This window comes from Paenibacillus sp. RC334 (assembly GCF_030034735.1).
GTDB lineage: Bacteria > Bacillota > Bacilli > Paenibacillales > Paenibacillaceae > Paenibacillus > Paenibacillus terrae_A.
Genome location: NZ_CP125370.1, coordinates 57,975 through 69,953, shown reverse-complemented (window position 1 = coordinate 69,953; position 11,979 = coordinate 57,975). Strand labels below are relative to the sequence as shown.

Here is an 11,979-nt window from a genome sequence, read left to right as displayed (position 1 = left end):
TTTATTTCACTTGTTTACACAAGATCAGCGTAAAGGAATATTCTAAAACGCAATTTCGTTTCGGTATCCAGTTTTCAAGGTGCAATACAGTTTCATCGAAACTGTATCCTGTGTGATTATCGCTCAAACTCCGAAGAGTTGATGATCATCATGCAGTTTTTTTGATGAAGTTGTAATTGGTGGAGCCAAGCGGGATCGAACCGCTGACCTCCTGCTTGCAAGGCAGGCGCTCTCCCAGCTGAGCTATGGCCCCAAAGAGTAATATAAAGTTATATGGTGGGCCCTAGTGGACTCGAACCACCGACCTCACCCTTATCAGGGGTGCGCTCTAACCAGCTGAGCTAAGGGCCCATAATAAACCACCAAAGAAATTCTTCTTTAGTGGTTGCGCTTGGCGACGTCCTACTCTCCCAGGACCCTGCGGTCCAAGTACCATCGGCGCTGGAGGGCTTAACGGTCGTGTTCGGGATGGGTACGTGTGGAACCCCTCCGCTATCGCCACCAAACGTTTGAGAGTTTAAGCTCTCAAAACTGAGCAACGAGTGAGTCGCTTTGGATATTCATTTCATTCACACAGATGTGATGAACCGAATTGAATATCCGTTCGCAGGTACGTTGTACCTGCTGATTTGAATGTTTCCGTTGCAGGAAACGATTCTCCATAGAAAGGAGGTGATCCAGCCGCACCTTCCGATACGGCTACCTTGTTACGACTTCACCCCAATCATCTACCCCACCTTCGGCGGCTGGCTCCCTTGCGGGTTACCCCACCGACTTCGGGTGTTGTAAACTCTCGTGGTGTGACGGGCGGTGTGTACAAGACCCGGGAACGTATTCACCGCGGCATGCTGATCCGCGATTACTAGCAATTCCGACTTCATGCAGGCGAGTTGCAGCCTGCAATCCGAACTGAGACCGGCTTTTCTAGGATTCGCTCCAGATCGCTCTTTCGCTTCCCGTTGTACCGGCCATTGTAGTACGTGTGTAGCCCAGGTCATAAGGGGCATGATGATTTGACGTCATCCCCACCTTCCTCCGGTTTGTCACCGGCAGTCTGCTTAGAGTGCCCAGCTTGACCTGCTGGCAACTAAGCATAAGGGTTGCGCTCGTTGCGGGACTTAACCCAACATCTCACGACACGAGCTGACGACAACCATGCACCACCTGTCTCCTCTGTCCCGAAGGAAAGATCTATCTCTAGACCGATCAGAGGGATGTCAAGACCTGGTAAGGTTCTTCGCGTTGCTTCGAATTAAACCACATACTCCACTGCTTGTGCGGGTCCCCGTCAATTCCTTTGAGTTTCAGTCTTGCGACCGTACTCCCCAGGCGGAATGCTTAATGTGTTAACTTCGGCACCAAGGGTATCGAAACCCCTAACACCTAGCATTCATCGTTTACGGCGTGGACTACCAGGGTATCTAATCCTGTTTGCTCCCCACGCTTTCGCGCCTCAGCGTCAGTTACAGCCCAGAGAGTCGCCTTCGCCACTGGTGTTCCTCCACATATCTACGCATTTCACCGCTACACGTGGAATTCCACTCTCCTCTTCTGCACTCAAGCTCCCCAGTTTCCAGTGCGACCCGAAGTTGAGCCTCGGGATTAAACACCAGACTTAAAGAGCCGCCTGCGCGCGCTTTACGCCCAATAATTCCGGACAACGCTTGCCCCCTACGTATTACCGCGGCTGCTGGCACGTAGTTAGCCGGGGCTTTCTTCTCAGGTACCGTCACTCTTGTAGCAGTTACTCTACAAGACGTTCTTCCCTGGCAACAGAGCTTTACGATCCGAAAACCTTCATCACTCACGCGGCGTTGCTCCGTCAGGCTTTCGCCCATTGCGGAAGATTCCCTACTGCTGCCTCCCGTAGGAGTCTGGGCCGTGTCTCAGTCCCAGTGTGGCCGATCACCCTCTCAGGTCGGCTACGCATCGTCGCCTTGGTAGGCCTTTACCCCACCAACTAGCTAATGCGCCGCAGGCCCATCCATCAGTGACAGATTGCTCCGTCTTTCCTCCTCTCCCCATGCAGGGAAAGGATGTATCCGGTATTAGCTACCGTTTCCGGTAGTTATCCCAGTCTCATGGGCAGGTTGCCTACGTGTTACTCACCCGTCCGCCGCTAGGTTGTTTTAAAAGCAAGCTTTTAAAACAACCCCGCTCGACTTGCATGTATTAGGCACGCCGCCAGCGTTCGTCCTGAGCCAGGATCAAACTCTCCATTAAAGACCAACCGAAGTTAGTTTATAGAAAGAGCGATATGCTCATTTTGAAACTGACGAGATAAAATATCTCATTGTTCGCTTCCATTTTATACAGCCTGACGGCATGTACCAAAATCTCAGCGTTGGATTTTGCAAGCAAAATCCGTACTCACTCGTTGTTCAGTTTTCAAAGATCAAACCTTCATATTCTCTTACTTTGTTTCATCACCGCATCTCAGCGGCGACTTGATTAATATAACATACATTTGGGATTTAAGTCAACACTTTTTTAAAATTATTTTTCAATTTCATTTCAGCGTTATTCTCAAAAAAAATTCCCGGGCTTTAAGGGCCGAGAATTAATGTATCATATAATCGAATTCCCCGTCAACTATATTTTAAAACAAAAGCACTTTTCGCTTGCCCTTGCCAAAAAGCTCCGCATATTAAACAATCCTCGTTCCTTGATTAAACTCTATACACACTCACATAGCCTGTCCAAACAATATCATTTTCAATCCCAGTAAAAGTGCAATTCCGGGCAATCCCAAAACCGTTACAGCCCCCATCGTAACCGGATTAATAGGGATATACACCTGCGTGATCCACCCCGAATAATTAATGACATACAGCGCAATTGCCACCAGAGCCATATGCGCCCCAAACACAGTAAGCCAGCCGATACCCAGACGTTTTTTGAGGATTAGACATGACAGTACCACAACGCAAGCAATCAGAACAAGCCAGACAGCACCTCTCATTCGGCTCTCCGTTTATGAACACGGCCCGCGTCATTGGCATACCCCGGTTCATCTGCAGGCAGGTGGAAACGATGCAACCCTTGCTTTTTGGCACATTTTAAATGTATCTGATATTTACGCTCCGCAGCTTCCAGAACAAAAATGGCATAGTCGATTTCGTCCTCGCCTGTAGCTTCATGAAATAACCGATGCGCTCTTAGCCATTCCGCATGCGAAGCCCGAATCTGGGCAAACAACTCCTGACGATGCTCTGCTTCCGATTTGCCGTGTTCCTGTCGACGAAAATTTTGCTTCACCCGTTCCCACATCCATTCATCCTCCTCACAAGCTGAATTATGTGCACAGTCTGTAAGACTACCTTATTCATACTTATTTAACAGAGGACAAACTTAGAACAGGAACCATCTATACCAGTCATATCATCACAAAATAAAAAGGAGCCATAAAGGCCCCCAGATTGTCGAGAAAATCCATAAGATTTATCGGCACTAAAAATATCTATAACGTATAGTTGTACTTATTAGTTCAGCTCTCTGCGGCCTTCCAGCGCTTTGGACAGCGTAACCTCATCGGCATACTCCAAATCCCCGCCTACCGGCAATCCGTGAGCAATACGAGTAACCTTGATTCCAAAAGGACGCACCAGCCTAGAAATGTACATGGCCGTCGCTTCTCCTTCAATGTTCGGATTCGTAGCCAAAATCAGCTCTTTGATGCGTTCATCACTAAGCCTGTTCAATAATTCCTTGAGCTTGATATCTTCAGGACCAATTCCCTCCATAGGAGAGATTGCTCCATGAAGCACATGATAAAAGCCGTTAAACTCCTTGGTGCGCTCCATAGCTACCAGATCCTTGGAATCCTGAACAACACAAATGACGGAAGCATCCCTTGTCTTATCCTGACAGATCCGACAAGGGTCCGTGTCCGTAATATTGCCACAGACGGAACAGAAGTGAAGATTGCGTTTCACATTGACCAGTGCTTTGGCAAAATCAATCACATCGTCTTCCTTCATTTTCAGAACGTGAAAAGCCAACCGGGCGGCCGTCTTAGGCCCCACCCCCGGCAGGCGCGTAAATGCATCAATCAGCTTTGCAATCGGCTCCGGATAATACAATAGTATGCTTCTCCTTTATGCGCAGTCTAGAACAGGCCTGGAATTTTCATCCCGCCTGTAAATTTACCCATATCATCATTAGCCAGTTCATCTGCTTTGGACAAAGCATCGTTGACAGCAGTCAACACGAGATCTTGCAGCATTTCCACATCATCAGGATCTACAGCCTCCGGTTTGATTGTGATGGAAAGCACTTTTTTATGTCCGTTTACCTCTACAGTCACAACACCGCCGCCGGAAGTACCTTCAATTACTTTTCCGCCAAGCTCCTCCTGGGCTTTCAGCATTTGCTCCTGCATTTTTTTCACTTGCTTCATCATTTGGTTCATATTGTTCATTTCAATCATCTCCTTTAATGAAGTATACATCCAGACACTTTGATTTTAATCCTTTATAACTACCAAATCTTCCCCGAAAAGTTCAATAGCTTCATCAATCCAGGGCTCCTTGGACTTTCCCGGTGCGTCATGCTCCTGCTCCAGTTGGAATTCTTCGGCAGGCTGATCGGGAACTCCTTCAATCGCAGCATTCCAATCCTTTTGCATCATTGTCACCAGACGATAGGGATGGCCCAACTGTTCATGCAGAACCTTCTCAATGACCTGCTTGTTAGCAGGCTTTTCAGTAGTTTCACGGTGAATGTTGTTCTTAAACGCCACGAGTACACTATCCTCTAATACAGACACTGGCTCGCCGTCCATAAACCATGCATGAACTGTGACTTTCGCTTCTTTGACTCCCTGCAAAATTTGGCTCCACTTACGCCCCGCTGCCGCAAATGCCTCTCCCGACTTCTCGGCGATATAGCGATCTAGCTGCGAAGGAAGCTTGACTGGCGCAGAAATCCGCGGAGCGGGAGCGCGTCCCCCGGGAGCCTGACGGTTCCCCGACGATACATCCTGCCCTGCCCCGGCAGCCAATCCGCCTTGCAACGCGCGTTCCAACTTCTTCTCCAGCTCGGCAAGCTGGCGCTTCAAAACGGCTACATCCTCCTGATTGGCAGCAGCACCAGAATGCTGTGTAGTTGGCTGAGCAGCGGTTCCAGCTGCCCCAGGAATGCTGCACAGCTTCAATAGAGCCACCTCAAACAAGGTTTGCGGCTGAACGGCATACTTCATCTCGCTCTGATAGCGATTAAGCGTGTCGATCATGCTAAAAAGCTGCTCCTTGGTAAAAGCTTCTGCCACTTCCTTGAACTGCTCTGGCTCCAGCACGCGCTCTGTCATTTTAGTTGCCTGCGGTACCATCTTAATCATAAGCAGATCCCTGAAATAGTACAGCAGATTTTCCATGCATTTATCTGCGCTTTTACCTTCTTGCATAAAGTTCTCAATCATTTGCAGTACTGTGCCGACATCTTCTTTCAGCAATGCCAAGGCAAGCTTGCCGAATTGTTCAGACGCAATACCTCCCGTCATATCCAGCACCTGCTGATAAGTAACCCGACCGTCTGTAAACGAAGATATTTGATCCAGAACGCTAAGTGCATCACGCATTCCGCCATCTGACAGACGCGCAATGTACTGCAATGCGTCCGAATCAGCCTCTATGTTCTCCTGTCGACATATAAGGTCAAGCCGCTCCGTCTGCTCCTCCAGCGATACCCGCCGAAAGTCAAAACGCTGACAACGCGAAATGATCGTCGCCGGAATCCGGTGCGGTTCTGTGGTAGCCAATATGAACATCACGTGTGGCGGCGGTTCTTCCAGCGTCTTAAGCAACGCATTGAACGCTTCCGTCGTCAGCATGTGCACTTCATCAATGATATAAACCTTGTGCCGTACTTCCGTCGGCGCATATTTGACTTTATCGCGCAAATCACGAATCTCTTCAACGCCCCGGTTGGAGGCTGCGTCAATCTCCTGTACATCCATGACCGCTCCGGCCGTGATCCGTTTACAGGCTTCGCATTCGTTGCAAGGCTCCGGCGCCGGTCCATGCTCACAGTTAATTGCCTTGGCCAAAATTTTGGCCGCACTCGTCTTACCCGTTCCTCGCGGACCGCTGAACAGGTAGGCATGGGACGTGCGATTTTCGCGGATGGCATTCTGCAATGTCTGGATAATATGCTGTTGTCCTACCATGTCCTTGAACGACTGAGGCCGCCAAGCACGGTACAACGCTATATGTTCCAATGCGCGTTACCCTCTTTCCCATTCACTTTCATGAACATTATGTTCACTTCATTATACTATACTCCCGTCCGAATCTAAACCGGACACCTTTCAATTTAAGAGCAAAAGAAAACCGCCTTATGAAAAGCGGTTAAACTAATCCTTTTTAAGGGGATAATAAATCAATTAAAATAATTTTTTGGTCAGAATTATTTCCAACGGCTCATTTTCGAGTAATAAACACCCTGCGTCCCAATATCCTAATTTTCTATAGAAGTGCTGAGCCTTTTCATTTGCCAGAGTAGATGTCATAACCAATTTGAAGCCCTTTTGTTTCATTTGATCTTCCCAAAAGAGGACAACTTGCTTACCTACACCCTTGTCTCGATATTGTTCATCGACCCAAATCATATTCAGGAAAGGTGTGTTGTCCCAAAAGTATCCATACCTCATCCATCCGATATTACTTTCATCTTGATTCCGCAGTATGTATATTTCATTTCCCTTTATTTTTACCTGTATTAAACTCTCTGAAATATGATGGTCATGGTCTCGTATGTATCCATAGTCTGAATCAGTTGCAAAAACAATTCTCATCTTTATCCTCCTTTATGTCACATTAACAACTAATCCATCATTTGTGAATCTGCACGCCAGTTAGTTTAGGAGGAAAAACATGAATGTAATTAAACATCGCCAAACACAAAAAAAACATCTTCGCAATGACTGCCAAGATGTTCTAATTCTCTAAATATAAACCGTGCACCTGTTATTGATCGTTGTGATCCGAGCGGCAATCCTGAACAACAACTCGGGCTAGGCTACCCTCCGGCACAAGAGTGCTCTTGCTTATGGCTGCTTCCTTCCGGACCTGACCAGGTTCACAAGTACTCATTGCGGAGGACCCAACCGTCAACATTGTGCGCAGGGACCAGCCTCACATCAACAACACCTCTAACAGGAATTCAACCTCGCTATAGCGGATTGCGAGTTACAGGGCACCGCTACCTCCCCATCTAGCACGGTGAAAATAAGTATATCTCAAGGCCGCACAAAAAGCAAACATCCACAACAAAAAGAGCCCTCTGCAATAGCAGAAGGCTCTAATAACTTTATAACCTGCGGTAATCGATTAGATACCGTATTTCTTCTTGAAACGATCTACACGGCCGCCAACATCAAGGAATTTCTGCTTCCCTGTGAAGAATGGGTGGCAAGCGGAGCAAATCTCCACGCGCAGAGAACCTTTCACAGAACCGGTTTCGAACGTATTTCCGCAAGCACAAGTGACATTAGTTACGTTAAATTTCGGTTGAATAGCTTGTTGCATTGAACTTTCACCTCTTTCCGCCCTGAACATCCTATCAGCCCAGAGTTGTATGAACACATGTTCACATTATAGCACCTGGATATGAGCGTTTCAACAACTCTTTTGTGTATCCAAAAATGGTGTAAAACAGGTGCAGTTCAACCCACTATTGACCGTTCTAGGCCTTGGCAAATTTGGGACGCGCCAGCCCTTGGGGCGGTACGTGGGTGTAAGACCCGATAACGACATCAGGCAGTTCCTCACGGTAAATCTCAAGCATTTGCTTCATGCCAAGGAGCTCCCCTTGGGCAGGTGGAATCAGCTCCAGATAGCTTTCAGGATCAATATTCAGGTTGCGCATCTGAATAAGCTTGAGCTTTGTGCGTTTGGCAAACTCAATCATCGCTTCGATTTCTTCCTCGCGGTCTGTCACGCCCGGAAAAATCAAATAGTTAATCGACGTATATACTCCCTGCTCGGAAGCATAACGAAGTGATTTTTCCACATTGGCTAACGTGTAACCACGCGGCTTGTAATAAGCATTGTAATGGTCGTCCAGCGCGCTAATCGTGCTGACCCGCATCAGATCAAGTCCAGCATCTACGATTCCCCGGATATGATCGTTCAAACCTGCATTCGTATTAATATTGATGTATCCCATATCTGTAACGGAACGGACCTCTTTGATCGAATCTATAATCAACTTGGCCTGAGTAGAAGGCTCACCTTCACACCCTTGACCAAAACTAATGATGGACTCCGGTGTTTTCAAATGCTCCAACATGACTTCCACAATCTCATCGACACGAGGACGGAAGTTCATTCTCGTCTGAGGGGATACAAAACCACTGTCATCCGGCTGTTCCGATATGCAACCAAAGCATCCGGCATTACAAGAATAAGATACCGGAACTCCGCCCTCCCAGCGATTCAGGAACGTGTTCGAGGAAGTAAGACACTCATAGCCTAATGCACAGTTGGACAAATGTTGGTACAGCCGATTTTCCGGGTACTGCTCTGTCATCCGCTGCACGCCCTGCTTTACCTCGTGGCGGTCACAGTTTTCCGGATTCCATTTGGACGGATTATCACTCCGCTCTGCCGTTACATAGAAAGCTCCATCTTTCCAGACCACGGCCGAATAGCCGAACAAGGGGAGCTTATACTCCTTATCGGTCTTCACATACCCTGGCAGGCACAAGCGTGTAAAGCCTTGAGGTAACAAAGCCCCCACTGCCTGCATATCGCCTGGCAAGGAAACCATTTCTCCGGATTCAGGGTTCATACCGACCGGGCGTGTGTTGGGCAGACTTACCAGCGTAGCTCCTTCCGGTAGCGGAATAAGCTCATCTTCCATGATTTCGACAATCATGTCTGCACTGCGGGCAAGCCCATACAAAGAAGCATGATCGTATACATTGCCTTTTTCGTCGGCATACACCAAATACATTGTGGAGCTCCTTTCGTTCCGTCAAGCGCACGCCTTAAACCAATCGAACCTTGACGGCTGCGTGCTTGAGGAACAGATAAATACCTATCATGGAAATGACGATTATCCATAGGCTGATCATTGTTATTCAGGGTAGCTATACTGCTGTTTTTAGTTGGTTGAAGCTGGAACCGATGCTGCGGTGGAACGCGTGGTTCTCCGTTGCGGAGTGCTTGAAGTGCTTTGTGACCCGCCGGACGGTGCCGTTGTATCAAACGAGGCCAAAAACTCTGCGTTATTGCTGCTGTTCCGCAATTTCTTTAGGAAGCCTTCCACAAAATCGTGGCTTTCCGTCATATTTTTACGAATAGCCCAAATGGTATCCAATTCTTCCTTGCCTAACAACATTTCCTCACGCCGGGTACCGGAGCGACGAATATCAATAGCCGGGAATATGCGGCGTTCCGCAAGCTTGCGGTCCAAATGAAGCTCCATATTGCCTGTACTTTTAAACTCTTCATAGATAATGTCATCCATCCGCGATCCTGTATCAATGAGCGCTGTGGCCAAAATAGTAAGACTTCCGCCCTCTTCCACATTCCGCGCCGCACCAAAAAAGCGTTTCGGACGGTGGAAGGCCCCTGGATCAATCCCCCCACTAAGCGTACGACCAGATGCTGGAATAACCAAGTTGTAGGCACGTGCAAGACGAGTAATGCTATCCAGCAGAATAACCACGTCTTTTTTATGCTCTACAAGGCGAAGGGCACGCTCTAGAACCAATTCCACTACCTTGATATGGTTCTCAGGCAGTTCATCAAAAGTGGAAGCAACAACTTCACCTTTAACAGAACGCTGCATGTCAGTCACTTCTTCCGGACGTTCATCAATCAGCAAGACAAACAGCTCAATCTCGGGATTGTTGGTAGAAATGCTATTGGCAATTTCTTTGAGGAGAAGTGTTTTACCAGCTTTGGGAGGTGCCACAATGAGTCCACGCTGTCCAAGTCCGACAGGGGCCAATATATCCATTATTCTCGTAGACAAATTATTGGGGGTAGTTTCAAGGACTAATTTAGTTTGCGGATACAGTGGAGTCAGTGCTGGAAAGTGTAGCCGCTCAGCAGCTTGTTCAGGACTTCTTCCATTGACAGCGTTAACTTGAAGCAATCCAAAATATCGTTCATTCTCTTTCGGAGTCCGGCATTTACCGGATACTAGATCGCCTGTTCTCAAGTCAAACTTGCGGATTTGTGAAGCAGAGATGTAAATATCTTCGGTACTCGGGAGGTAATTGATCGGCCTCAGAAAGCCGTAACCTTCAGGAAGTATTTCCAGAACGCCCTGCATAAACATCAATCCGCTCTTCTCGGCTTGTGCACGCAGGATGGCAAAAATTAATTCTTTTTTCTTGAGCGTTCCGTAGTACGGGATCTGGTATTGCTTGGCCAGCTTGTACAGATCGGTCAGCTTCATTTCTTCCAGATCGGAAATTTGCAGATCCATATAATAACCACCTATTCAATTATTAAGTCCATTCAAAACTAAATGATAGACAATGATATCATAAACGCCATCAACATAATTTTAACCAAAACAAATAAAGTTATGCAGCCATCTGCTTGGATTATACCGAATTATTCCGGTTTTCCGATAAAAGATTGTTAGGTATGGACCTATATCTTGTATCATGCAGCGGCTGCATAGAGCCTATCCATTCTATTGTTCATCCGTTCCGGGAGTCCCAAAATGTACGAAGTTTGTTATTCTGTCTGCCGCCATACGTCCGCGCCCAAAAGACGCAGATTGGAGACGAGATGGTCATAACCACGGTCGATGTATTCGACACCTGACACCTCGGTTACGCCTTCACTTACTGTAAGTCCGGCAATGACAAGCGCTGCACCAGCACGCAGATCGGCCGCTTTGACTTTAGCCGCATTTAGCTTGCCACCTTCAATAATAGCCGAACGACCTTCCACGCGGATTTTAGCCCCCATTCGCACAAGTTCCGGGACGTGTTTAAAACGATTGCTATAAACAAAATCGCTCAGTACACTAACCCCTTGCGCCTGAGTAAGCAAACTGGTCATAGGAGATTGCAAGTCTGTGGCGAATCCGGGGTAAATTAAGGCTTTAACATCAACATGCTCATATGAAGGTGAACCCAGAACACGAATACTTTCGTCATATTCCTCTATACCAATACCCATTTCCTGCATTTTTGCAGTCAGGGCCTCCATATGCTTGGGAATTACGTTGTCAATCAAAACATTACCACGAGTAGCCGCAGCAGCAATCATATATGTGCCCGCTTGTATGCGGTCAGGTATGATGGAGTGACGGCAGCCATGCAGCTCGGACACACCTTCAATCCGGATCGTTTCCGTTCCGGCCCCCTTAATAATGGCCCCCATGGAGTTTAACAAGGTTGCTACATCTATAATCTCAGGCTCTTTAGCCGCATTTTCGATAATTGTGGCGCCTTTGGCACGTGCGGCCGCCAGCATAATGTTAATCGTAGCTCCTACACTGCTGACATCCAAATAAATCTTGGTACCACGCAGCTCTTTGGCATGCAAATGAATAGCACCGTGCTCGTTCGTAACCGTAGCACCCAGTGCTTCAAAACCTTTGATATGCTGATCAATGGGCCGAGGTTCAAAATTACACCCTCCTGGCAAACCGATGATCGCTTCCTTGAAGCGGCCTAGCATGGCTCCCATCATATAATAGGATGCTCGTAATTTCTTAACAGGTCCATTCGGCATGGGAATGGATTTAATGGAGGATGGATCTATTCTCATCTGGCTGCCTTCCCAGGCAACGGTTGCACCAAGCTCCTCCAGTATTTCGGAATACACCGCCACATCACTCAACAGCGGCAAATTGTCCAAAATGACTTCCGACTCTGCCAGAATGGCGGCGGGAATCAAGGCGATGGCACTGTTTTTGGCACCGCTGATGGAAACTGTACCTTGAAGCGGCCGTCCACCGGTGATCATCAATTTTTCCATAAGCTTGAGGGTCCCCCTACTTGTTTTG

At 47.6% G+C, this 11,979-nt stretch carries 10 protein-coding genes, 2 tRNA genes, 2 rRNA genes and 1 other RNA gene; all 15 read right to left on the bottom strand.

Annotated elements, in window-relative coordinates; genetic code table 11:
• Nucleotides 1-177 precede the first annotated feature (177 nt).
• Nucleotides 178-253 (bottom strand) — tRNA-Ala (locus QMK20_RS00350).
• A gap of 21 nt (nucleotides 254-274) precedes the next feature.
• Nucleotides 275-351, bottom strand: a tRNA-Ile gene (locus tag QMK20_RS00345).
• 38 nt (nucleotides 352-389) lie between these two features.
• A 5S ribosomal RNA gene (gene rrf, locus QMK20_RS00340) occupies nucleotides 390-506 on the bottom strand.
• Between the two features lie 159 nt (nucleotides 507-665).
• Nucleotides 666-2,223: ribosomal RNA gene (locus QMK20_RS00335) — 16S ribosomal RNA — on the bottom strand.
• A gap of 463 nt (nucleotides 2,224-2,686) precedes the next feature.
• Nucleotides 2,687-2,962, bottom strand: coding sequence for a pro-sigmaK processing inhibitor BofA family protein (locus tag QMK20_RS00330; RefSeq protein ID WP_283654125.1), 276 nt, complete (start codon nucleotides 2,960-2,962; stop codon nucleotides 2,687-2,689).
• Nucleotides 2,959-3,270, bottom strand: coding sequence for a DUF2508 family protein (locus QMK20_RS00325; RefSeq protein ID WP_044646884.1), 312 nt, complete (start codon nucleotides 3,268-3,270; stop codon nucleotides 2,959-2,961). Before QMK20_RS00325 ends, QMK20_RS00330 begins: the two co-directional genes overlap by 4 nt.
• A gap of 212 nt (nucleotides 3,271-3,482) precedes the next feature.
• Nucleotides 3,483-4,082: a recombination mediator RecR gene (recR, locus tag QMK20_RS00320; RefSeq protein ID WP_044646883.1), complete on the bottom strand. Its 600-nt coding sequence runs from the start codon at nucleotides 4,080-4,082 to the stop codon at nucleotides 3,483-3,485.
• Between the two features lie 26 nt (nucleotides 4,083-4,108).
• Complete coding sequence (locus QMK20_RS00315; RefSeq protein WP_013308226.1) at nucleotides 4,109-4,420, bottom strand: YbaB/EbfC family nucleoid-associated protein; 312 nt, start codon at nucleotides 4,418-4,420, stop codon at nucleotides 4,109-4,111.
• A 45-nt stretch (nucleotides 4,421-4,465) separates the two neighbouring features.
• Complete coding sequence (gene dnaX, locus QMK20_RS00310) at nucleotides 4,466-6,217, bottom strand: DNA polymerase III subunit gamma/tau (RefSeq protein ID WP_283654124.1); 1,752 nt, start codon at nucleotides 6,215-6,217, stop codon at nucleotides 4,466-4,468.
• Between the two features lie 165 nt (nucleotides 6,218-6,382).
• Nucleotides 6,383-6,793, bottom strand: a complete 411-nt coding sequence (locus QMK20_RS00305; protein ID WP_283654123.1) for a GNAT family N-acetyltransferase — start codon at nucleotides 6,791-6,793, stop codon at nucleotides 6,383-6,385.
• Nucleotides 6,794-6,954: 161 nt separating this feature from the next.
• Nucleotides 6,955-7,221, bottom strand: an RNA gene (ffs, locus tag QMK20_RS00300) — signal recognition particle sRNA large type.
• 107 nt (nucleotides 7,222-7,328) lie between these two features.
• On the bottom strand, nucleotides 7,329-7,526 hold the full coding sequence (gene rpmE, locus QMK20_RS00295) for a 50S ribosomal protein L31 (protein WP_044646880.1): 198 nt from the start codon (nucleotides 7,524-7,526) through the stop codon (nucleotides 7,329-7,331).
• 157 nt (nucleotides 7,527-7,683) lie between these two features.
• Nucleotides 7,684-8,955 carry a radical SAM family protein gene (locus tag QMK20_RS00290; RefSeq protein ID WP_283654122.1) on the bottom strand — a complete coding sequence of 424 codons (1,272 nt, stop codon included), beginning with the start codon at nucleotides 8,953-8,955 and terminating at the stop codon, nucleotides 7,684-7,686.
• Nucleotides 8,956-9,105: 150 nt separating this feature from the next.
• A complete protein-coding gene (gene rho, locus QMK20_RS00285; RefSeq protein ID WP_044646878.1) occupies nucleotides 9,106-10,440 on the bottom strand; it encodes a transcription termination factor Rho in 1,335 nt (444 codons plus the stop codon).
• Nucleotides 10,441-10,697: 257 nt separating this feature from the next.
• Nucleotides 10,698-11,951 carry a UDP-N-acetylglucosamine 1-carboxyvinyltransferase gene (locus QMK20_RS00280; RefSeq protein ID WP_025683194.1) on the bottom strand — a complete coding sequence of 418 codons (1,254 nt, stop codon included), beginning with the start codon at nucleotides 11,949-11,951 and terminating at the stop codon, nucleotides 10,698-10,700.
• Nucleotides 11,952-11,979: the final 28 nt, after the last annotated feature.

Bases quoted from the DNA above. Each gene is read 5' to 3' on its own strand.
- QMK20_RS00325 (WP_044646884.1), bottom strand. From the start codon at position 3,270: ATGTGGGAACGGGTGAAGCAAAATTTTCGTCGACAGGAACACGGCAAA.
- rho (WP_044646878.1), bottom strand. From the start codon at position 10,440: ATGGATCTGCAAATTTCCGATCTGGAAGAAATGAAGCTGACCGATCTG.
- QMK20_RS00315 (WP_013308226.1), bottom strand. From the start codon at position 4,420: ATGAACAATATGAACCAAATGATGAAGCAAGTGAAAAAAATGCAGGAG.
- QMK20_RS00305 (WP_283654123.1), bottom strand. From the start codon at position 6,793: ATGAGAATTGTTTTTGCAACTGATTCAGACTATGGATACATACGAGAC.
- QMK20_RS00280 (WP_025683194.1), bottom strand. From the start codon at position 11,951: ATGGAAAAATTGATGATCACCGGTGGACGGCCGCTTCAAGGTACAGTT.
- rpmE (WP_044646880.1), bottom strand. From the start codon at position 7,526: ATGCAACAAGCTATTCAACCGAAATTTAACGTAACTAATGTCACTTGT.
- QMK20_RS00290 (WP_283654122.1), bottom strand. From the start codon at position 8,955: ATGTATTTGGTGTATGCCGACGAAAAAGGCAATGTATACGATCATGCT.
- QMK20_RS00330 (WP_283654125.1), bottom strand. From the start codon at position 2,962: ATGAGAGGTGCTGTCTGGCTTGTTCTGATTGCTTGCGTTGTGGTACTG.